17 protein-coding genes and 1 tRNA gene are annotated in these 22,130 nt (G+C 35.5%); 8 read left to right on the top strand and 10 right to left on the bottom strand.

The window, feature by feature from the left end; translation table 11 throughout:
• Nucleotides 1-7: 7 nt before the first annotated feature.
• Nucleotides 8-3,244 carry a hypothetical protein gene (locus LZQ00_RS09290; protein WP_234514774.1) on the bottom strand — a complete coding sequence of 1,079 codons (3,237 nt, stop codon included), beginning with the start codon at nucleotides 3,242-3,244 and terminating at the stop codon, nucleotides 8-10.
• Nucleotides 3,245-3,997: 753 nt separating this feature from the next.
• Between LZQ00_RS09290 and LZQ00_RS09295 the strand changes: the two genes are divergently transcribed.
• The 4 genes from LZQ00_RS09295 (at nucleotide 3,998) to LZQ00_RS09310 (ending at nucleotide 6,544) form a co-directional block, all read left to right on the top strand.
• Nucleotides 3,998-4,849, top strand: a complete 852-nt coding sequence (locus LZQ00_RS09295; protein WP_234514775.1) for a bifunctional helix-turn-helix domain-containing protein/methylated-DNA--[protein]-cysteine S-methyltransferase — start codon at nucleotides 3,998-4,000, stop codon at nucleotides 4,847-4,849.
• A gap of 53 nt (nucleotides 4,850-4,902) precedes the next feature.
• The gene (locus tag LZQ00_RS09300) at nucleotides 4,903-5,511 is read left to right on the top strand and encodes an alpha-ketoglutarate-dependent dioxygenase AlkB family protein (RefSeq protein WP_234514776.1); all 609 of its coding nucleotides are present in this window, start codon (nucleotides 4,903-4,905) and stop codon (nucleotides 5,509-5,511) included.
• 59 nt (nucleotides 5,512-5,570) lie between these two features.
• Nucleotides 5,571-6,131: a Crp/Fnr family transcriptional regulator gene (locus LZQ00_RS09305; protein WP_234514777.1), complete on the top strand. Its 561-nt coding sequence runs from the start codon at nucleotides 5,571-5,573 to the stop codon at nucleotides 6,129-6,131.
• Between the two features lie 83 nt (nucleotides 6,132-6,214).
• Nucleotides 6,215-6,544 carry a DMT family transporter gene (locus LZQ00_RS09310; protein ID WP_234514778.1) on the top strand — a complete coding sequence of 110 codons (330 nt, stop codon included), beginning with the start codon at nucleotides 6,215-6,217 and terminating at the stop codon, nucleotides 6,542-6,544.
• A 71-nt stretch (nucleotides 6,545-6,615) separates the two neighbouring features.
• On the opposite strand, the gene LZQ00_RS09315 is transcribed toward LZQ00_RS09310, so the two are convergent.
• The 3 genes from LZQ00_RS09315 to recR form a co-directional block, all read right to left on the bottom strand.
• Entirely contained in the window at nucleotides 6,616-10,014 is a 3,399-nt protein-coding gene (locus LZQ00_RS09315; protein WP_234514779.1) for a DUF1080 domain-containing protein, read from the bottom strand.
• Nucleotides 10,015-10,032: 18 nt separating this feature from the next.
• Nucleotides 10,033-11,301: a Gfo/Idh/MocA family oxidoreductase gene (locus LZQ00_RS09320; protein WP_234508966.1), complete on the bottom strand. Its 1,269-nt coding sequence runs from the start codon at nucleotides 11,299-11,301 to the stop codon at nucleotides 10,033-10,035.
• A 139-nt stretch (nucleotides 11,302-11,440) separates the two neighbouring features.
• Nucleotides 11,441-12,055, bottom strand: a complete 615-nt coding sequence (gene recR, locus LZQ00_RS09325) for a recombination mediator RecR (RefSeq protein ID WP_234508967.1) — start codon at nucleotides 12,053-12,055, stop codon at nucleotides 11,441-11,443.
• Nucleotides 12,056-12,168: 113 nt separating this feature from the next.
• On the opposite strand from recR, the gene LZQ00_RS09330 reads away from it, so the two are divergent.
• Nucleotides 12,169-12,873, top strand: a complete 705-nt coding sequence (locus LZQ00_RS09330; protein ID WP_234514803.1) for a TIGR00730 family Rossman fold protein — start codon at nucleotides 12,169-12,171, stop codon at nucleotides 12,871-12,873.
• 574 nt (nucleotides 12,874-13,447) lie between these two features.
• On the top strand, nucleotides 13,448-15,262 hold the full coding sequence (locus LZQ00_RS09335; RefSeq protein ID WP_234508968.1) for a WG repeat-containing protein: 1,815 nt from the start codon (nucleotides 13,448-13,450) through the stop codon (nucleotides 15,260-15,262).
• Between the two features lie 79 nt (nucleotides 15,263-15,341).
• Here the strand turns inward: LZQ00_RS09335 and LZQ00_RS09340 are convergent, their stop codons facing one another.
• The 5 genes from LZQ00_RS09340 to LZQ00_RS09360 form a co-directional block, all read right to left on the bottom strand.
• The gene (locus LZQ00_RS09340) at nucleotides 15,342-15,518 is read right to left on the bottom strand and encodes a hypothetical protein (RefSeq protein ID WP_234508969.1); all 177 of its coding nucleotides are present in this window, start codon (nucleotides 15,516-15,518) and stop codon (nucleotides 15,342-15,344) included.
• 381 nt (nucleotides 15,519-15,899) lie between these two features.
• Nucleotides 15,900-16,355, bottom strand: a complete 456-nt coding sequence (locus tag LZQ00_RS09345) for a hypothetical protein (RefSeq protein ID WP_234508970.1) — start codon at nucleotides 16,353-16,355, stop codon at nucleotides 15,900-15,902.
• 25 nt (nucleotides 16,356-16,380) lie between these two features.
• Nucleotides 16,381-16,818 carry a hypothetical protein gene (locus LZQ00_RS09350; protein ID WP_234508971.1) on the bottom strand — a complete coding sequence of 146 codons (438 nt, stop codon included), beginning with the start codon at nucleotides 16,816-16,818 and terminating at the stop codon, nucleotides 16,381-16,383.
• A gap of 11 nt (nucleotides 16,819-16,829) precedes the next feature.
• Complete coding sequence (locus tag LZQ00_RS09355; RefSeq protein ID WP_234508972.1) at nucleotides 16,830-17,297, bottom strand: hypothetical protein; 468 nt, start codon at nucleotides 17,295-17,297, stop codon at nucleotides 16,830-16,832.
• Nucleotides 17,298-17,316: 19 nt separating this feature from the next.
• Nucleotides 17,317-17,640, bottom strand: coding sequence for a DUF4870 domain-containing protein (locus LZQ00_RS09360; protein WP_234508973.1), 324 nt, complete (start codon nucleotides 17,638-17,640; stop codon nucleotides 17,317-17,319).
• 229 nt (nucleotides 17,641-17,869) lie between these two features.
• Between LZQ00_RS09360 and LZQ00_RS09365 the strand changes: the two genes are divergently transcribed.
• Both LZQ00_RS09365 and LZQ00_RS09370 read left to right on the top strand, forming a co-directional pair.
• Nucleotides 17,870-19,711 carry a helix-turn-helix transcriptional regulator gene (locus tag LZQ00_RS09365; protein ID WP_234508974.1) on the top strand — a complete coding sequence of 614 codons (1,842 nt, stop codon included), beginning with the start codon at nucleotides 17,870-17,872 and terminating at the stop codon, nucleotides 19,709-19,711.
• A gap of 251 nt (nucleotides 19,712-19,962) precedes the next feature.
• Nucleotides 19,963-20,517, top strand: coding sequence for a hypothetical protein (locus tag LZQ00_RS09370; RefSeq protein WP_234508975.1), 555 nt, complete (start codon nucleotides 19,963-19,965; stop codon nucleotides 20,515-20,517).
• Nucleotides 20,518-21,822: 1,305 nt separating this feature from the next.
• On the opposite strand, the gene LZQ00_RS09375 is transcribed toward LZQ00_RS09370, so the two are convergent.
• Nucleotides 21,823-21,895, bottom strand: a tRNA-Thr gene (locus LZQ00_RS09375).
• Nucleotides 21,896-22,130: the final 235 nt, after the last annotated feature.

Raw genomic sequence — 22,130 nt, forward strand, 5'->3', positions numbered from 1 at the left:
TATGTCGTTAATTGGCCTTATAATGGTAATCGATGGCTGTGTTGATGTACTTGAACTGGTCAAGAACAGTTTTCAGGCGTTGCATACCATCATATTCGTAATACTCGGTAACCACTCGTGCATCGGTCTTGCTGGTCATTCCCACCAGAGGTTTATAGGTATAACTGGTCACCATGGCTTTAGAAAGACTGGCATGCGTACGCAATGTATTCATGGCTGTATTGATTGTTGCTTCCGAAACAGTCAATGCGTTGAGATTATTAATAGTGGTCTGACCCAGTACCGCCAATACTTCCGCATAGGTTGCATTCTTGATCTCCGCTATCGGGTATTTACCCCCATAACCCCAGAGATAAATGATTGGAGGAGATTTTTCAGTAGATTGTATTTCAACGGGATTACCATATCCATCATATCGGCTAAAAATTTGAGCTATCTTATACTTACTATCCATAACAGGAAGATTGGAAGCTCCTGTAAATGGTAAAACCCCTAAGTTTTTATTGCTAAATTTAAAACCGGCAAGACTAATTGGCAAAGCACTTTCGAATTGATAATTTTTATCCACTTCTCCTTTCCCTCCAGCTAAATAACTTGTATATTTTCCAGCTAAAACATTTAAGGTTCCACTTTTTATCTTTCCATAGACGATCTCTACCGGAGCGACCAAAATGTTATTGGAAATCATAGTATCTAAAATAGCATTACCTGTAGCATAATCCTGAGGATATAAATAATATGTTTGAGAAACCTCATTTTTACTATCTGTTTTCGTTATCTGAGAAGGTAGTTTATGATTCACGTTCAGATAGCTGTAGGAGACACGTTCCGTTGATACTTTGGATTGGTTATCAAAATATGTTTTAGTTGTCACTGAATCCAGTACATTCCATTTGCTGAACAACGTGTATTTATTCACATCTACATTCATAATTTTATTGTAAGTATTCCGTACAACCGTAGAAGATCTATTGGAAAAGATATAATAATCTTTGGATTTTGTTTGAGAAGCAACATGATTATAGTAATAGAATTTCTCCTCTATTAATTTGTCGTTGGCATCAAACGTACCCGTATAATATTCCAGACCTGTATGCAGTCCAAAATTTGATAAGGCAACATTTGGTATCGGGTTACCTAAAGCAATCTGTGCAGGCTGATCGAGAGATACATTGTATTTGTGTTCTATCCTTCCGTTTTCACCCTGTCTAACAAAATTTTCTTTAACGCGAGAATAGCTGATGTAACTACCGGAATATTGCGGATAATCATAAAAACTAAAAGAGGTAAGTTCCATAAATTGGGCTGGAAAATAATATTGCGTCCCCGCATTATAATAAAAATACCTGATAAAAATATTTTGGTAAAATGGTAAAGGATTGGCGACTATAGAAGCACCTCCGTAATCCCCATATTCATAGGTTTTGGATTCTTTGACATTTCCCTTATCATTATGATAAATCCCCTTTACCCGCACTCCTCCGATCTCATTTTTAAAGCCTTCTGGTGTCGGAGCAGGTGGCATACATCCTGAAAACTCAGCATTTCCCCAGCATGCCCCCTTAATGGTCAATACAACAGAATAGGTGCCTGCGGCTAAACTTAATTGCGCATCTTTGATATCTCCTTTCCAGGCTGCTTCCGAAAATCTAACGACGTTATTCATATCTCTAATGGTCAAGCTGACACTGTAGTATTCCCGGTCGTATTCAATATCTCCGACCGGAGTACAGGCATAATGAACTTTTAAGTCTTGTAAATTAGCCTGTACACTTAACGTACCCTGATAAGTAGCAGTTTGTTTGAATTCCGATTCTCCAGACAGAGAAATCAATTGCAGAGGTGTACATGCATCACTTTTATGAGAATAGACATAGTGGGGTTCATAGACAATGCTGTCAACCCCTCCTGCAGGAAACTGGATTTTATTTAGTTGACCGATGACCGCGTAGTTAAATTGGGGGATTCTATTCCCAAATTGGGGGATTCCCCATTGAGAAGCAATATGCTGATTGTCCTGATTAGGAATCAGGGTTGTATTTTTCCGGCCATTAAAATAACCTAAATGATCCTGCGAAAATGAAGCAGTGGCACAGATTTTATCCTTCCGCTCGTAAGAAAATCTATATCGCTCAGGATTAGAATTTTGGCCATCTAAAAAGTCTAATGAATCCAGGAACATTCTTTTGTCATTAGTTGGTGAATAAGTGGAACTGAATTCAGATGAAGGAGTTATATAGGAACAATAAAATTTTATCCTTTTTAAAATTTCAGTTCCGCTTTTAATCTGAATTTCTGCAAGCTGTTTATTGCCGACTATATCCTGTCTGTCTATATAATTAAAAATTAATTGTTCACCTTCTGTACTCGTAATACCACTCAGGACAAAACCATTGACAACATTGGTGGTGATACAAGAACTCATCGGATAGTGTTCAGGGACAATACTAGTTTGTTCGAGTGCCGGATCTTTAGATATTAATTTTGTGCCGGTCTGCACGACATTTCCTTGGAATGAATAAGAAACAGCAGTATACTGAAAGTGTATTTCCTTTCCGGAAACATCTACAATCCTGCTCAGCATATAAGATGTAGGGTTGAATAACTTATTTGTAGGATTACATGAATTAACAGACTTCGTATTTTCAATCACTTGATAATAATATTTATTTCCAGAGGGACCAACGAGTATAAATCCTTCCAGTACATCTCCTTCTATCTTTAAATTATTATCTTCTAGTTTTTTTATTGCGAGATTTTCAATGATGAATGTTCCATTTATACCTTCTATTGAATAGGTATATCGATCAGGCATATTATCTCCATATCCACTAGCCATTCCTGCAATATAATTTTGCCAATCTACACTTTCATAATCTGTCCCAGCTGGTGGAACTGCATAACCGGTCATCTCATCTGCCTGCCCTTCTATACTTCTGGATATAAATCCTCCTACATTCATGTTCCAGCCCAGTCCGACAATGGAAGACAGTTGAGAGACTTTGATTCCATTAGAATTATAAGAAATTTCAATGGGTAAATTTATTTTTTTATTTAAAAACTTATAAATAGGAATTTTATAATTCACTGTTCCAGTTGATAGTGATACTTCCGTATGAACATTTTGAATCCATGAAGTCACATCTGGTGAGTTCGGTATAACATTAATGGGCGATATGTTATATTCTGCTTCACCACTAAACGTGGTTAATTGTTGCGAATATGACTGGAGCGTAAAGCCCATGTTGACAAATAAGAATACAAGTATTGCCTGAAAAATTTTAACTCTAAATTTTAACCCAGACTGAATTCGTGTTAAAAAAACAAGAATATTTCTATAATGGCACTTTCTTTTCATAAAATTAGCGTAACGACTTCTCTCTCTTTGATAATATCTTAAAAATATAAAATATTTTTAAGATATTATAATTATTACAAATCAGTTTATTTTTATTAATACACATAACAACATGAACTACACCTTAAGAATAAAGCAAAAAGTTATTGGATTAGCATCTTCCCTAGTTAATCCAAACCTATAGTTAGCATGGAATTATAGGACAACTTATCGTGGATAGTGTCGTAAAATCATTGTTAGTGGATAATTGTCAAAAATAGTGTAGCATAATCATTCAGATTTATGGAAATCCGTAAACAAGACCGATAATTAGGAGTTGATAAATAAGCTAATTTTTAGCGTACAATATCCATCAGCAGTAATAACAGCTGACCAATGCGGGACTAAATTTTTAAATTCACGCATTTGATTTATATTTGAATAGCATAATAGCTTCACGTTGTTGAGTTCTAGTAAAAGAATGCATTCATTTCTTTTTTAAATCGAATTGTAAAAACACGTTGTTTCAATACGAGTATGAAATAATTTCTGATTAGAAAGAACCAAAGCGTATACTTTAGAACAAAAAAATCAATTCAGCACGTTTCGGATTTTATAAAAATAAAATCATGTTGAACTTTGAATATAAATTAGAATAAAATGGAAACGCAAGCAAGTCTTAATTACAATCGCATTGCAAAGGCAATCGAATATATACAACAGCATTTCAAGGGACAGCCAAACTTAGATGAGGTAGCAGGTAAAATACATTTAAGTCCATCACATTTTCAGCGGCTCTTTACAGAATGGGCAGGTACAAGTCCTAAAAAATTTTTGCAATACATCAGTGTTGAACATGCAAAAAAAATGTTGACTGAAAACAATCAAATCACTTTATTTGATATGGCTTATGAAACTGGTCTTTCCAGTACAAGCCGACTTCACGATCTATTCATTAATATTGAAGGAATGACTCCTGCTGAATATAAAAATGGCGGTCAATCTCTCTCGATCAATTATAGTTTTGCGAATAGTCCGTTTGGTGAGATCATCATTGCTTCTACTGCTAAAGGAATCTGCTATATTGCCTTCGAAGGAGATGAAATAAAAGCATTGAACGATCTCAAGAGTAAGTTTCCAAATGCGACATTTCACAGTAAGTTAGATCGCTTACAAGAAAATGCTTTATTTATTTTTCAAAATGACTGGAATCAATTATCGGATATAAAACTGCATTTAAAGGGTACAGATTTCCAATTGAAAGTCTGGGAAAGCTTGCTAAAAATACCGATGGGAAAACTTGCTACCTATGGTAATATTGCCAATCAGATCGGTAATCCGAAAGCTTCTCGAGCTGTAGGAACGGCTATTGGTAGTAATCCTGTTGCTTTTCTTATTCCATGTCATCGTGTTATTCAGTCTACAGGTATTACTGGGGGATATATGTGGGGACCAACGAGAAAAACAGCTATTATTGGTTGGGAAAGTGCGCAATCAAATCTCGAATTTTAGAAATACTTCATGCATTTAAGATATAGTACTTATAATAAAAATGTGGAGGAAATATGAAATTGTTTGAAGATCTTATTGATCATAAAAAAAACTGGCTTCCCCAAGATGGAACTGTATACTATTATGGCAAAATATTGCCATCAGAAACAGCTGATTTATATTTTCAAAAACTCTTAGACAAGATTGACTGGCGTAACGATGAAGCAATTATCTTTGGAAAGAAAATATTGACCAAAAGAAAAGTTGCTTGGTATGGTGAAAAGTCTTTTGAATATACCTATTCCAACACCACTAAACAGGCATTACCTTGGTCGAAAGAGTTGTTGGAACTGAAAAATCTAGTTGAAAAAGAAACAGGTGAAACATTTAACTCTTGCTTACTCAACTTATATCATACTGGCGATGAAGGAATGGCTTGGCACAGTGATGGAGAAAAAGATCTCAAGAAAAATGGTGCTATAGGCTCATTGAGTTTTGGAGCGGAGCGTAAATTTGCTTTTAAGCATAAACAAACAAAGGAAAAAGTAGAGCTGACTTTAGCACATGGAAGTCTATTAATAATGAAAGATGCGACACAGACTCACTGGTTGCACCGACTTCCACCAACTAAAAAAGTCAATTCTCCAAGAATAAATTTGACTTTCAGAACAATTGTTGAATAAATAAGGCCGCTACTGCAATTGGATAGCGTATTCAAAACCACACAAAACTAGATAACCTGATGAACGTTTTACTGCAGCAATTAAAAAAATATGGAAGCCTTACTCTAGACCTTGAAGAAGAATTGCTAAAAAAAACAAAACACATAACCAAGCAAAAAGGTGATTTTTTCTTAAAACAAGGTCAAATTGTTTCCAACCTATTCGTCATCGAAGAAGGACTGGTACGTGCATTTTACAAAAAAGATGATCGAGAAATCACAGTATGGTTTGGTCTTGAAAACATGATTTTGGGATCTGTAATTCCTTTATTTTTCAACCTTCCCTCTTTAGAGAATATCCAATTTTTAGAAGATTCATCTATTTACTACATTTCAAGAGAAGATATGAATGAACTGTATCAAAAATATCATCAAATGGAGGTTATAGGAAGAAAATTAGCAGAAGAGTATTGTAAGATATTGGAGGAACGAGTTATTTCTTTACAAACAGAATCGGCAGAAGAACGCTACCATACGCTGTTAAAAAACGAACCAAAGGCTGCTCAACGGATTTCTTTAGGACATATCGCATCCTATCTTGGTATTGCTCAAGAAACCTTAAGTCGAATTCGAAAAAAATAGATGATTTTGACATATATCAAAAAAATCAAATCAAATTGAATGTTTCTTTGTACAATTAATAACAACATTAATAAAAGACGCAAATGAAATATTTATTTTTAGGTTTAGCAATCGCATTTGAATTATTAGGCAGTAGTTTTTTGAAGGTATCCAATGGATTTTCAAAACTTATTCCATCTGTCGTCACCATTATCTCTTTTATTATTTGTTTTTATTTTCTTTCATTAGCGCTTAGATTTATTCCATTAAGTGTTGCGTATGCGATTTGGGGAGGCTTGGGTATCGTATTGACGACAGCCATATCTGTGATTATATTCAAACAATCCTTGGATCTTCCAGCTGTAATTGGAATAACCCTAATCGTTTTGGGAGTAATCATCATGAATGTTTTTTCAAAAGCGGCTACTCATTAGCAGGTTATAACAAAAAGCTCCCAATTACATGTGAAGTAACTGGGAGCTTCTTTATTAAAAATAACTGATTATTATTTCAATTTTTTCACTCTTATATTTTTAAAGAATACCTCGGAACCATGACCTAGGAAAGCAATATGTCCAGAAGTACGTTTTAAACCAGGGTGATCTTTACCATCCAGGGTACCGTTTTTACTCGCTTCAGCAATATCTGCATCGACAATAACGACGCCATTCAGTGTCACTTTAACGCGGTTTCCTTTGACAATAATTTCTTCCGTATTCCACTCACCTACAGGTTTCAACTGTCCTTTTTTTGCAGTCACAACACCATAGACAGAACCATGGTATTGATAGGGTTTTAAATCTTTATAGATATCTGCCGTGTTATCCAACACTTGAATTTCCATTCCCTCATAGGCTGCATCTCCTTCTAACGGAGCTCTAACCCCTACTCCATTATTTGCTCCATCCGTTAATTTGAAATCAAATCGGTATACAAAATCACTATACTCTTCTTTGGTATACAGATTACCACCAAATTTAGCATTTGGATATACCCATAACAATCCTTCGTCATTGATAACATAACCATCAGATTTTGTCCATTTATCTAAATTTGTTCCATCAAACAACATTTCAAAGCCTTCTTTTTTTTCTGCGTCGCTTAATTGAAATACTTGCTTTCTCGCCAGTTCTTTTAAATAAATATCTCTATAATACACCACCGTACCATGCGCCTGTAATTCGATTTGTTCTGTTGGAAAAATAGATTGGTTACGATCCCAATAATTTTCTAATGGAACCTGATCGGTTACTAATTTACCATTTAGATAAACTGTGACTTTGTCGTCAACCATTTTAATTCTAAAGGTATTCCACTCGCCCAATGGATTATCAGCCACTAACAAAGGTTTAGATGTTGCTTTTTGGTTATTATATAAACCTCCAGATCCCACTTGAGCACCATCTTTTACTCTTGCGATATCCCAGATCTGCACCTGTGGTGTACCGCGAAGATAAATACCTGCATCTCCGTCTGTTCCATTTTTATCCAACTTCCAATCCACTAACATCTCGAAATCGCCATATTGTTTAATGGTGGCGATGTTATCTCCTTTACCATTGAAAACCAATTCTCCATTTTGGGCAGACCATCCTTGACGCATTTGTTCATCAGCTTTCACCTGAGCAGCAGCTAATTCCTTCGGCGACATTTGACCTCTTTTGATCGGATTGGCAACTAAGCCTTTCCATCCTGTCAAATCCTGACCATTGAATAGACTCACAAATCCTTCTGATTTTGGCATCTCCGCAAGATGCTTAATAACAGCTTCTTTTAAGTAAGAACTTTCACTGCCACTCAAGTTGCCAATAACTTCGTTTAAGACATTACGAACTTCTGCCCCCACAAAACTTTTGTCCTCTAAGGCAATATTCATCGCTGTGTTTACAGCAGCTCCTTTTAAATCCGCATCTTTCATGTATTGACTTGCAAATATCAGCGCTTGATAAGTACCTGTCGATTGTAAAGAAGCCAATACAGATTTTTTCTGATTGCTACTTTTAGCAACTGCAAAAGCATCTTTTAATAAAAGTGTTTTTTGATCATTTGTTTCTGTTGATTTATTGATATTCTTCACTAAACCAGAAAATACCTGTTGATTTAAATCAGCAGATAAATCAGCTCTTGATAGCTGAATCAACTCATTCAACGCTAAAGGTGTTGACCAATCCGCGATAGCAGCAATAGCAGCCTCTTTAAGTGCAGGATTATCCGATTTCAAGTAATTGCTAACGGCTGTCAGCGATGTTTGATCACCTAATCGAGCAAATATGGGGAAATATTTTGTTGCACTTGGAGCCGCTGATCGCGAAATATTCGCTGCTAATTTGGTAATATGTTGTTCTTTATTGGGACTCGATTGGATAACATTCGCAATTGCCGTTTCCAAATTCTTACTGGATGCTTCATCTGCTGTTCCTAATAAATTAATGAGTACATCCAAATCTTTTTCCTGCGCTACATTTGGTAGTGCATTGTTAATTGCTTTATTCACCTCAGCATTCGAACTCTTCAATCCCAACACTGCTTGTGAAGAATTACTATTTGATCGAACGCTTAAGATATCCAATAACTGAATTTTCTTCGCATCATCCACATTTGCTAATGCATTATTAACTTCATCAATGGTATTTTCATTTTTCGAACTTAGCAATAAGGCTTTGATGGATTGATTCAATTGATCGTCAGTAGATAAGTTTGAAATCAACGACTTTGATTCTGCACCTTTTGACAATAAATTGATTGCTGACAATCCCGCTAGTTTCGCATGTGTATCTGTCGATTTACCAACAAGTTTTTCAATCGCTTTCAATTGGTTGATCGAACCGTTCTGTGCAATGTAATTCAATAAAGATTCTTGAACTGCAGGGCTTGATTTCGCCGCTAACCCTAATAGTTTTTTCGTATCGTTGGCATCACCATACTTTTGTAATAAACCTAAGGCTACATGACGATAGGTATTATTTTCATTTTGAACTGCCAATAACAAATTTTTCTTTTGTTTTTTAGCATCCAATGCTGTCAATAATGTTAAAGATCCAACTTGTGCGTTTATCGCTTTTAATTTAGATGCCTCAGCAAACAAGCTATTTAAATACGCGATCGCTTCTGTGTTTTTCTTGTTATCGATTAAAGATTCTGCATAATCCAATCCTAAACCAATGCCATTTAAATTGTCATAACTGTAATTGGCTGCCTTTAGTTCTTTCTCAAAAATAGGTAATGCCGCTGTGCCACCAATTTTGCTCAAAGCGATTAATGCTGTTCGCTTGAAGATGTCTGATTTGTACTTATCCAGTAAAGCAATAATTGGCTGTTCAGCAGCTTGATTTTTAACATCCCCTAATGCTGTTACTACCGCTATAGCAGATTTTTCATCAGACGTATTTGCTAAACCATTCAATAATGCATCACTAGCCTCTTGGCTATGAATAGTAACCAACGTACGAGCTGCACCGTCTGCCAAATAAGAATTATTCAAATAAGTTGCAACTTTTGCTACAGCAGAATTGCCAGCACATTGGCGTAATAGACGGAGAATAAAAGCCTGGTTTGTGTTTTCCTCCACTGTGCTTAAGGCTTCCAATAGACCTTGCACATACACTTCTTTTTGTTTTTCTTTTCCAGGTTGGTTCACAAAGAATGAATAGCTATTTGTCGCATATTCAACCTCTGCATTATTTTGTCCTTGCGGTTTTAATCGACTTAACAAAGCAACAACATCGCTAGAAGTGAATCCTTCTAGTTCGTTCATTGCATATAAAAACTTGACCTTTTCATTGGCTGGTTGTTGCCCGAGTACATCTGCAATTTTGGTTGCTGTCGTCCTATTTTGAGGTTGTTGTGCATATGCAGCAACTTGAAGCAATAATAAAACAGATATTGTATTAAAAACTTTTTTCATTTTAGATAGATTAGGAAATTACATAGACCAAGAGCCACGCATTGGTTGATAAATTAAACGGTTTGCTGCTTCATCATTAATAAACTCTTCTTTTGTAGAATCAAATTTTAATGAGCGATTTAAACGTACAGCGATTAAGCCCATATTCACCAATGTACATGAACGATATCCGTTTATCTCATTTAATGCAAATTTCTCTCGTGTACGTACGGACTCTAAGAAATCTGTAATTTGTGGAGCAGGTTCTGGATATTGTCCTAATTTTCTTTCTAGATCTGGGATATCGGAAACAAAGCCTTTATACAGTTTACCCTTTGGTCCTTCTACATAAGCCATACCTTCATCTTTACCTTCTCCATCTAGAATGATTTGGCAACCATCGGCATAGGTATAGGTAATTCTTCTCCAAGTGCCTACCGCATCGCTATGTTGTTGAGGAGCATCTACTTCTACCTGAACAGGGCTTTCACCATCTTTTCCTAAGAAGTATTGAACAGGATCTAAATAATGTTGTCCCATATCTCCTAATCCTCCTCCATCATAATCCCAATATCCTCTGAAAGTGGTGTGAACACGATGTGTACTATAAGGTTTATAAGGAGCTGGTCCTAACCACATTTCGTAATCCAATTCTGCAGGGACTGGTTCTACTGGAAGATTTTCTTTTCCTACCCAATAAAATTTCCAATCAAAACCAGTATGCTTACTGATCGTCACTTTCAATGGCCAGCCTAACATACCTGTATCTACTAATTTTTTAATTTTTTTCACTGGAACATTCATTCCGTAAAAATTAGCATCAAAACGAAACCAGGTGTTTAATCGAAATATATTGCCATGTTGAGCGATGGCCTCTTTTACTTTTTTACCTTCTCCAATCGTACGGGTCATTGGTTTCTCACACCAGATATCTTTACCTGCGCGTGCAGCTTCTAAAGACATCAAACCATGCCAATGTGGAGGAGTAGCAATATGTACAATATCTACTTCAGGAGATTTTATTAAATCACGAAAATCATGATACTCCGTAACCCCTCCCCCTAACGTTTTTTGAGCGATCGCTAAATGCCTTGTATCCACATCACATATAGCAACTGTCTTGGTTCCTGCGTATCCAAAGTGACCACGTCCCATTGATCCGACTCCAATGATTCCTTTTGTTAAATGATCACTAGGAGCCAAATATCCTTGCCCTCCTAATACAAATCTGGGAACAATTGTGAATGCAGCTGCTCCTGTGATGGATTTTTTTAGAAAATCTCTTCTGGAGCTGTTTTTTTCTTTCATAGTAATTGGTATAAATAAGATTTTTGGTTGTATTTAGATTTAATAATCTGTTAAATTACGATTTTTCAATACATTTGAGACCAAAAAAAAGCCTTGTTGGGTAACAAAGCTTTTACAAACATTAGAACTGACCTATATTTTACATCGTATGTCGTTCATATAATGTTCGTGTCGCAATAGATCTACCGAGTGTCAACTCATCTACATATTCTAATTCTCCGCCAAAAGCAATCCCTCTTGCGATCGTTGTGATCTGAATATTAAATTCTTTTAATTTTCTATACAAATAAAAGATCGTTGTATCTCCTTCCATAGTCGCGCTTAAAGCTAATATCACCTCTTTGATTTCTTGATTTCTGATACGATCGACTAGTCCTTCGATCTTTAAATCTGAAGGTCCAACGCCATCCATAGGGGAAATCAATCCGCCTAGCACATGGTAACTTCCTTGATAAGAATTGGTATTTTCAATGGCCATGACATCTCGAGTATCTTCAACAACACATATTATGGAGTGATCTCTTTTTTTGGATGTACAAATTTCACATTCCGTGAAATCAGAAATATTAAAGCAGATTCGACAGTATTTTATTTCTTCTTTCAGTTGATTAATGGTTCCTGTAAAGCGTGCAACCTCAGCATCTGGCTGCTTTAACAAATGCAAAACAAGTCGCAATGCTGTTTTTTGACCAACACCAGGTAAACGTCCAAACTCAGCTACAGCGTTTTCTAATAATTTAGAAGAAAAATTCATGTCGCAAATTTAATAATAATAGACTAAGAATATCTCAATTTAAAAATAATCCTTATCTTGTATTCCCCGAAATAAATGGGGAAGATTTTTTATATGAATTTTAACGAATGGATATTACAAAAGACGACAAAATAAGAAGTGCCTTTGAGAACAAAACTTGGCAAGAGATAAAAGTAAAGGATTCGTGGCAGATATTTAAAATCATGTCCGAGTTTGTGGATGGGTTTGAGAAATTAGCAAAGATAGGTCCGTGTGTATCCATATTTGGTTCTGCCCGAACTCCACAAGATCATAAATATTATCAAATGGCTGTAGACGTAGCTAGTCTATTAACCGCAAGAGGATATGGTATCATATCTGGTGGTGGTCCCGGTATTATGGAGGCTGCTAATAAAGGGGCTTATGAATCTGGGGGTAAATCTGTGGGTTTGAATATTGAATTGCCTTTTGAACAATTTCACAATAGATATATTGATCGGGATAAGCTATTGGAGTTTAACTATTTCTTTGTTCGGAAAGTGATGTTCATGAAATACTCACAGGGTTATATTGTCATGCCTGGGGGATTTGGTACTATGGATGAATTATTTGAGGCAATTACCTTGATCCAAACGGGTAAAATTGCGCGTTTCCCAATTGTACTGGTAGGTACAGCCTATTGGGGTGGGTTGTTGGATTGGATTCAAAATACGATGTTAGGTGATAAGTATATCAGTGAAGAGGATTTAAAATTATTCCGAGTTGTTGATACAGCGGAAGAGGCTGCAGATCATATCTTCAGATTCTATAATAAGTATTTATTAAAACCAAACTTTTAATCATTCTTTTTATAAAGGAGAAAAAGGGATTCCGTATCATGATGTGGAATCCTTTTTTGGTTTATCTATTATTACAATTCATAGCGTGCTAAATTCATGGGAAACCGTAAAAAGTCTGGAGTAATATGAGCGAAGAAGTAAGCTTGTACCAATAATGTACATTTAATGTTGTATTTCAGTCTGAACACCTTGGTTTTCAAAAGAGGGATTGATTAACCCTGCGGAACACTTAAACCAGAGGGGACCAGCTTTTGTTGTGAATGTCGATACCAATGTATAATTTCGGTAAAGCAGTAGTTTCTATTTCCATACATCAATTGTTTTGCAGCTTAGTCAACGCTAAGCCATATCTTTTTTTGATGCAACGGGATTATCACTTTTACATGGGTGTTTTGCCTCAGGCAGGCTTAAATGCAAAATTCAATGGTTGTTTTTCAATTGAACAGTAGTAATAATATCAGCTTTTGTACTTCGAGCCCCACTAAATATAAAGTCGTGAAGTGTTGGAGGTAATAAAATAATGCATTAATTTAAAAAGATTTAGATTTTCATTTTAAAATTATAGATTAATTAAATGTCACACAGAGTTTATATATATAATGTTGAAAAAATAGCTGAAGCTCAAGAAACAGATGTTATGTTTGTAGAATGGGGTTACGAAGTTCCATTGCTTTTACAACCTTTATTTTTTGGCGATGCATTTATTACAGGTAATATTTACAATACCCATACTGAGCCCGAGAATTACGGGTTATATTTCGATGCAAAATCAGGATTGGCAGAAATTAAACTTTTCTACAATTTTATAGAACAACACCAAGATGAATTGATAGACGATGTAGATGCTTTCCTCAGTGCTAAAGAAAAATTATTTACTTATTTGGCAAGACTTATACACCCCTATTTTCATGTAGATGCCTGGGATGTTTTTAATATGAGTGAGGAAGGACATGAAAGTCAAACGGAGCAATTATTGGTCAGCATTAAACAAAACAATGACGCAATTAAAAATGCTATAGAAAATAACGATACATCTTTTTTAGATTTCAAACACTTTAACAGAGATGCAACTTTAGGATTTAACAGTTTTAAAGAGTTATTAAACTATCCCGACTATAATTTTGGTTTAGGTCATATTTTCGATTTGGATGAAGAAGATAGCAGCCAATGCAATGATGTTGAAATTTACGAAGTAAACAAACTTTGGGGTTTAAAGTCAGCTAATGGTGAGGTTTTAATTATGCCTTTTTATGATGAATTCTATGGTTTTGAGGATGGTACTTTAGCTGTAGTTTCTAAAGCTGGTAAGTATGGATACATCAACAAAAAAGGTAAAATTGTTATTCCATTATTGTATGATGATGCTTACGATTTTGAAGGAGGTTATGCAGTTATCAAGCAAAATGAAAAATATGGTTTAATTTTCGCAGATGGTAAAATAAAATTACCTGCTAAATATGAGAATTTGTCACCAATCGGTTCACCTGGCTCCTTTTATTGTGCAAAATTAAAAGGTAAATTTGGTGTTATAAATTTGGACGACTCTTTAATTCTCCCATTCGATTTTGATAACGAATTTGAAGGAGACCAGTGGGATAAAATGTATTATGTAAAGGAAAATGGAAGAGGCGCTCAATGGATTTATTCTGATAGTTTTAATTTTCTAGGCAAGTTTTCTACCAAATTTATATCTCCAATTTTAGATTATAGTTTGCAGCCAATTCATTATTTAGTAACTAACCATAAGTATCAAAATACAAATTTGTTATTGGCAAATACTGGCGAAGTTTTAGTAGATAATTTTGAGAAAATTATAGTAACCGAAACCAATTTTCTAATTATAAGAAAAAATAAAAAACTAGGTTTGTATCATAGTAAAAATGGTTTGATTTTAGATTTTGAATATGATGAAATAGTAGAAATAACTACAATTTTAGATGTTTTGCCAAGTATATTTTTCAAAAATATACAAGCAGAAGAAGAGTTGGGACGCTATTACATTTATAAAATAGTTAAAGATAATTTATGCGGACTTTATTTTTTGATAGCAAATTTCGAAACCTGGATTTGTGATATTAAATACCAGGACTTTAAAGCATTAAGTAAAGAGTTTTTTGCCATACAGGAGCAAAATAAATGGGGGGTTATAGATTTGACTGGGCAGGAAATAACTAAACTAGAGTTTGATGAAATAATACCAGTAATTTCATACAGCGGTATTGGCTATGGTTTTTTCGGAGATGATGTGTACCTTATTGAAAAAGAAGGAATTGAGTTGGCAGATAAATTGCACTTGGAAGATTATGTAGAAGCAAACGGTGAGCACGGTTACTATTATTTCAGTAATGAAATCCAGAAGAAAATTGAAGCTTACATCGCTAAAAATTAGATTGCTTTAGCATTTTATTTAATTCGGTTACAATTATTAACATAAACTCAAAAGTTAAATGGATTATGAGCTTTTTCATTTACCTGTTTTTGTTATAAATAATAAGGCCGGGTATAAGTATTGCTAATGCACCAATGATCAGAGGCCAGTCGCCATAAGTAAACAAAAACTTGGTTTCCTTAGCAGGGCCCATTTTAAGGATAATCGCTAATAAAACCCCAATAAGGATTAGGATAACACCAATTGCTTTTTTCATATTTCTAATTTTATTGTTAATTTTTTTGTTCTTTAAATTTTTCCAGTTCCGAAAACATATTTTTAATCATATCTTGTTCGATTGGGGCGAAATAATCTCTTTCCATAAATTCTTTTGCTAGCAGTTACAATAGTTCCAGCCCTTTCCTATGATGGTATTCAATTCGGATTGCCAGCCTACATGTCATACTGCTGCGAAAAGTTCCCATTTTTATATTGAGCCATATAGAAGTCTATCCAATAATGAATCTTTATTTTATGTATTTATCCTCCATCCCTGCTTTTCCAAAAAGATTGACGACGGAAAATATTTGATTGTATAATATCGTACTGTTTCTTACGGGTGAAAAAAAATCGGAAACGCTTGTTTTATCAAATTTTCTCATGATTTAAGAAATTCTTCTAATTCATTGCTCAGTTGTTGCATTCCCCCTTTGCCAAAAGATTGTCCCAAGAGATGACGGTTGGTTTTCCTGTCAGCACTAAACCGCCCATAAAGTTCTGTATTTAATGGAATGCGCAAATAATACACTGTCTCCAACTCAAAGCTTATAAAGTCTGAAAAGCTGTATTGTATAGGCTCTTTTCCTCGTATTCCGGTATCAATTTTGATGATTTTTTCATCGGGTATTATCCTAGTTTTAGACGATCTCAATATCATCAATATCAAAACTAACAGGGTAAAAGCGATAACAGATAACCCCGTTTTGGTGTAGCTGCTGTAAACAAATACACCAATGCCTACAAGTAGCCATATAACGAAGATGACATGAGCCGGGGAGACCACATTTTTTATCCTGTAACCATTTCCCTCCCGTATGAGACTTATGTATTGCATTATCTTTTTGAGTTTAATTGATTAATTATAATGGGTAGAATTTCCTCTTCAAAAGTGCTGTTATTCTCCGTTTGGTTAGGTAAGGATTAATTTGATAGGCTCTCCCGCATGGATTGCTTTTATGAGCGATAGCCACGAACTGCTTATAATTTGCTGACCTGCCAACGATTTCTACTTCCTGTTTATTCCAGATTTGTCTTTTTCCAAAAACGGTTTGCACGTTGATCATGCTTCCATCTTTAGGAATGCAGATTTGCTTTCGTACAGCCAACAGGTAATACACCGTTGTAGAGATGGCAAGGCATCCGCCCACAATTAAGGGCATCTGCCAGAAATCACCGACCCTTATAGACAGGTAAAAAGCTAGCACAAGCAGCAGTAAGCCCACAAAGAAAAAGACTTTCGTTTTTTTGCTATAACAACGGTTCGGTGTCAAAACAAGGTCGCCGCCCTGCCAATGCATCAGTTGCACCCTCATCTTCTGCCAAGTAACGTCTCGGTTTCTAAAAGTAACGCTTCCGTAACTTTGGTGTTCATCAAACTCTGCCCTAAAAGGATACCATCCTGTTTTTTTGAATGCTCAATAATCGCATATGCCGATGAAATCAACAAGATTGCATAAATCTTGTTACTGATGGAAAAATTTTGTATATCTCCAAACGCTATCGTCTGCTTGGATGAAAACAGTCCCGATTTCTGGATGATTGTCTTCCTGTTCAGATCAATGACAACCGTACTGCCTATCTTAGCAATAAATCCACATGCGAAAAGAAACATAATTCCAGCGAAAACATAGGCTCCTGATTGCGGTCCTTTTATAATAAAGAAAACAGCACCAGCACCCAGTAAAATTGCCGTCATAATGATATGCTGCATATCCTGGTTTTTTCTTTTGTAAACATCAGTACTGATCTCTTGGTAATAATTAAGTTTTTTGTTCATAGTGATTGTATTATTACCATTAACCGATAAAATCAAACCTGTTTTCAAACATTTTACCTAAGATTGGTAAAGGCTTTTGCACTTCGTTGGCGGCATTAATAATTCCGATAATCAACAACACAAGGAAAACTAAACCGACAAAGCTTAATATGGATAAAGCTGGTATAACGTTTATCAAAACGGTTAGGGCTAAGTTGAAAATGACACTTACAATCATTAATCCAAACGATTGTTTTAAATGATATTTTAAAAGACTGTCTGCATTTTCTTTACCACTAAAATAAGCGATTAACCATCCAATAAGGGTGATGTAGGATACGATCGATAATGTTTTGTTGTTCATTTTTTTGATTTTGATACTGTGAAATTTTATTGGACAATAATATTCCCCAAGTATCTGTATTGCAACTTTTTGGTAACGTCAAACTAGCTACAATGAAAATATGGATCTACTACAAAACAACTACAATGAATTTAAATGTTTAATTTTCAGTTATTTAAAAATTAAACTTAAAGCAATATTTTGATACCTGAGTATATAATGCCGTTTACAGCTTTTGTACATTTGCAATATGAGGAGATTTATACTTATAGTAGTTTGGCTTGTTGGGGGCAGTACGTTGAGTTCGGCACAACAAAGCTATATGGATAGTCTTCAGATGTTAATCGCAAAAAGTACGGAAAAAGAAAAAACTGTTGATCTACAGCAGCAGCTTGCAGACTGGTACCGTACCGATGAACAGGATGAAGCTGCAATAAAACTGGCAGAGCAGAGTCTAAGAACATCTTTGGAAATTTCGGAAAACAACATTGGCGTTACCAAAGCTGATGCTATTTTGTCAAATGTATATACCAATAGAGAGGATTTCGAACGCTCAAAAGAATATATTGATAAAGCGTACAGGTCTGCCAAAAAACAGAAAAACACACTAGCAATGGCCTATGCCCATTATGCTTCCGCAGTGCTCCATAGTGTACTTTTTGACAGGGAAAGTACATTGAAATTTCTTCAACAGTCACTGGCTAACATTCCAGACAAGGATAAGGAACCACAGCTTGTCTGTAAGATCTACTATCAACTATATGGCATATACACAGAATGGAACGATATGGAAAAATCTAGAAAGTATATCCAAACCGCATTATTGTATGCCCAGAAATCGGGGAATAAGAACCTCTTGGCAAATGTATATTCTGCCATCTCGGTTGTGTACTCCTTCCGTTATGAACTGACAAATGAAAAAAAATACCTCGATAGCATCATGCAACCTTTGGACGATGTCATCAGTCTTTATAAGCAGCATCCGGGGAAGGTCATGAAAAACACCTATGCGAATTGCCTTATTAATAAAGCAAGCTATTATCTGCTGTACTACAACACCAATGATCCGCTGATAAAGCAGAAAATTCGGGATAACGTCAATCAGGCTTTAGAGGTTGCCCCAGCTGACAATGATGTCATCTCCAGTGCCTATGGTATGCTCAGCGAGTTGAGCATGGCGGATAACGATCTCACGGCTGCCGAAAGTTACCTTTCCAAAGCATATCAACTACAGTTACAAAGGAAAAAACCCTACTATCATACCCTGATAAATGTGCTTAACTCGCTGGTGAGCCTCCATACAAAAAAAGGAGATTACAAAAATGCACTGAAATACCAGCAAAAAATGGCTGAATACAATGGTCTACTCTTTGATAAACAGTCGGCATCTACCACCAAAAGGCTCGAAGCGCAATTTGAATTCGGTAAGAAGGAAAAGGAGATCACTTCCCTCCAGGAAAAGGCGGAAAGCCGAAAAAGACAGAATTATCTTCTACTCGCCCTAATCGGAATCGGTTTAACGGGTACATTTTTCGTGTTCCGATCTTACCACTTAAATCTCAGGTATTCGATAGCAAGAGAGAAACAGGCAACAGCAGAAAGGAATGAAGCAGCTATGCAAGTGCTGTATGAACAGGAAGAACAGGCACGGCTAAAAGTCGAACAGGAACTACTAACCCTGAAACAGCAAAAGCTAAATGACGAGGTTATGGCCAATCATTTACAGTTAGAGCATAAGAACAATATTTTGTTGCAGCTACAAGAAAAACTAGCTAATGAAGAACCGATAAATATTCAACAGATACTGCGGGAAGAAACCCGTACCGACAACGAATTTGAAAAGGCAAAATACCAGATACAGGAAATACACCCCAACTTTTTCAAAAACCTGAACGAAAAAGCTATCCAGAAACTGACTTCGCTGGACCAAAAGTACTGCGCATATTTATATCTTGGATTGGACACCAAACAGATTGCTTCTATATTGAACATAGAGGCTAAAAGTGTAAGGATGACAAAATACAGATTAAAGCAAAAGTTTGCCTTGGACTCGGAAACTGATTTGATTAACTATCTGAAAGGTATAGGATAAAAAAGCAAAGAAGTGAGCTTATAGATAAAATGTACATCTAGTGTTATATCTCGGTCTGGAGACCTTGGTTTTCAAAAGAGGATTTAAGTAACCCTGCGAAACACTTAAACCAGAGGGGTGAAGTGTAAAATTCAGCTTCTGCGCTTAAATTGAACTTTTTTAACAAAAATTCCCACCTTCGGCAATATTCGAAACGTTTATGCGTTATTGCAAAAACCGTATAAAATATTAAATTATAAATAAACAATAAAATGAAAAAAAACACTATCGCAATTTTAATGCTGTCAGTAATAACTATTTTTTACTCTTGTAAAGACAAAAAGAAAGAACAAGAAAACCAAACAGCAACTGTACCGCAGACAAAGGATAGCACTACCGATATAAATTCTGGAGCTGAACCTAAAACTTCTGGAGCTGAACCTAAAACGTATCAATTAACGGCATTGCCCGACAGCGTATCATTAGGAAAAAACAAAGAGGCATTCATCAGAATAAAAGAGTTGAAAGCAATCGAACTATCCAATCCAGACGGAACTTCCGCAGGTATAGAACTGAGCTATAAAATAGAATTAACAAATAAAAATGCAATCGGTGGCACTGCTGTAGGAATTCCCACAACAGATTTTAGACTTGAATTAGACAATGGAAATAAAATTGCACCGAATTCAATTTTTGTCAATGCAGAACCAGAATCAAGTAAACTTTCCGATTTTGATAAATTCACAATTCCGGCAGGTGCAAAACCTGTAGCATTACATTTATACTACGACCAAACAAAAGCAAGTGTGAAATTGGAAATGAAGTAAGTTACATCTGCGAACGTACAATATAGGTTTGGCAATATGATAGCACATAAGTACTTCTATTGAATTTTTGCATGTTAAAATCCGCCATAACGTAAAGCCCTTCTCGTTAGCGCAAAGTTAGGTGCGGCACCAGGGTTCTATGTTTACACCTTATCCCAAAAAATTCTATGTCTCCTATAAATTCATATAATTCACCTGAATTGGGCTTAAAACCTTTTATACTTACAATATCTTCAGTAACTGATAAGCAACAGGCAGGAGTTCCATTTAAAACCAAAAGAGTTTAAATATTCCACAAGATCCTCTTTGGTAAATTAGTATACAAGTAGAGATGGAACGGCTGAGGTTGTTCCATCTTTATTTATTCTCTATGAGGTACTATTCTAATTTCAGATATCTCGAAAAAACTTGCAAGGTGTTGATCAAGTAACTTTATAAATCATACAATCTTTAACGCTTTTTCTCATTTTTGATAAAAAATATAGCTATCTGAGAAAAGGGCATCCAATAGATCTTCTGTCTTCTTCAATCATTAATGGATTTTAGCTGAGTTTAAAATCCATGATTGTACCAATCAAGTTGATTATTACTTGTAAGATTATACTCCTGAGCCACGGATGAAGTGTGGATTAAGCAGGGATAAAGCATATGCTAGGCGTTGTAAAAGCGTTTCTTCGAGAAGAACCATCATAGCAGATGCTTAGCATAGATAAACTGTAGGTTAAGCATGTTAAGCCAATGCGTGTATACCTTAATGGCTATCTGCAGTACGCCTATAGGATGAGTTTAGAACAACTGTCAATCAACTGTTTTTTAAGTAGGTTTCAGTTATTGTTCAGGTTGGTTCTGAAAGGGGTTCAAAACTGACTTGACCACGCTTGGATTGGGAAAAGAATTTTACCTGCCTTGTTCTTGAAGATATATGGAATGGAGACCTTACAACTATCACAGGTCGGGTAAGACACAACTGTAGATGTATCGTAGTAGATACGAATAAGTACCGAATATTGTTGGCACTTCTATGGACTTTTAAGGACTTGCATGGACTTCTAAAGACTTTTGATTGAAGATACTGAAGGATTTAGCTGTCTGAAGGTACAAAACCGGATTATACGGAATTGTTGGGAGATACTTTTAAGCGTACAGTTTACCATCCAACTGAAAGAAAAGCTCTAAACTTTTGGTATTGATCCCTAAACTTTAAACAGATCCACAACTTTTGGTCTTGATCCTTGATCCCCCTTATGGTTTAATTAATCTTTTTAATAAAAAAAGGTTAATCTTTTTTGAAGATTAACCTTTGTGAGCCTCTTATCGGAATCGAACCAATGACCTACTGATTACAAGTCAGTTGCTCTACCAGCTGAGCTAAAGAGGCTTTTTCAATAACTCTTTCGAATTATGATGCTGCAAATATCGAAATCTTTGACTAAAAAATCAAACTTTCTCACCTTTTTAATCGGATATTTTTTATAATTTTCTGAAAATCAAATCATTTATTTTGATTTCAGGAGTCAACATGTCCCTTTAAAGTGCTTAAGACTGAAATTTTGTCATTTCTCAATAAATACACAGGACATTTTTTCCGAATATTCTAAAAAAACAGATATGGC

The organism is Sphingobacterium sp. SRCM116780 (assembly GCF_021442025.1).
In the GTDB taxonomy this organism is placed as follows: Bacteria; Bacteroidota; Bacteroidia; order Sphingobacteriales; family Sphingobacteriaceae; genus Sphingobacterium.

Bases quoted from the DNA above. Each gene is read 5' to 3' on its own strand.
- LZQ00_RS09305 (WP_234514777.1), top strand. From the start codon at position 5,571: ATGAACGTTTTACTGCAGCAATTAAAAAAATATGGAAGCCTTACTCTA.
- recR (WP_234508967.1), bottom strand. From the start codon at position 12,055: ATGAATTTTTCTTCTAAATTATTAGAAAACGCTGTAGCTGAGTTTGGA.
- LZQ00_RS09315 (WP_234514779.1), bottom strand. From the start codon at position 10,014: ATGAAAAAAGTTTTTAATACAATATCTGTTTTATTATTGCTTCAAGTT.
- LZQ00_RS09365 (WP_234508974.1), top strand. From the start codon at position 17,870: ATGAGGAGATTTATACTTATAGTAGTTTGGCTTGTTGGGGGCAGTACG.
- LZQ00_RS09355 (WP_234508972.1), bottom strand. From the start codon at position 17,297: ATGAACAAAAAACTTAATTATTACCAAGAGATCAGTACTGATGTTTAC.
- LZQ00_RS09300 (WP_234514776.1), top strand. From the start codon at position 4,903: ATGAAATTGTTTGAAGATCTTATTGATCATAAAAAAAACTGGCTTCCC.
- LZQ00_RS09370 (WP_234508975.1), top strand. From the start codon at position 19,963: ATGAAAAAAAACACTATCGCAATTTTAATGCTGTCAGTAATAACTATT.
- LZQ00_RS09350 (WP_234508971.1), bottom strand. From the start codon at position 16,818: ATGCATTGGCAGGGCGGCGACCTTGTTTTGACACCGAACCGTTGTTAT.
- LZQ00_RS09340 (WP_234508969.1), bottom strand. From the start codon at position 15,518: ATGAAAAAAGCAATTGGTGTTATCCTAATCCTTATTGGGGTTTTATTA.
- LZQ00_RS09290 (WP_234514774.1), bottom strand. From the start codon at position 3,244: ATGGGCTTTACGCTCCAGTCATATTCGCAACAATTAACCACGTTTAGT.
- LZQ00_RS09360 (WP_234508973.1), bottom strand. From the start codon at position 17,640: ATGAACAACAAAACATTATCGATCGTATCCTACATCACCCTTATTGGA.
- LZQ00_RS09320 (WP_234508966.1), bottom strand. From the start codon at position 11,301: ATGAAAGAAAAAAACAGCTCCAGAAGAGATTTTCTAAAAAAATCCATC.
- LZQ00_RS09345 (WP_234508970.1), bottom strand. From the start codon at position 16,355: ATGCAATACATAAGTCTCATACGGGAGGGAAATGGTTACAGGATAAAA.
- LZQ00_RS09310 (WP_234514778.1), top strand. From the start codon at position 6,215: ATGAAATATTTATTTTTAGGTTTAGCAATCGCATTTGAATTATTAGGC.
- LZQ00_RS09295 (WP_234514775.1), top strand. From the start codon at position 3,998: ATGGAAACGCAAGCAAGTCTTAATTACAATCGCATTGCAAAGGCAATC.
- LZQ00_RS09335 (WP_234508968.1), top strand. From the start codon at position 13,448: ATGTCACACAGAGTTTATATATATAATGTTGAAAAAATAGCTGAAGCT.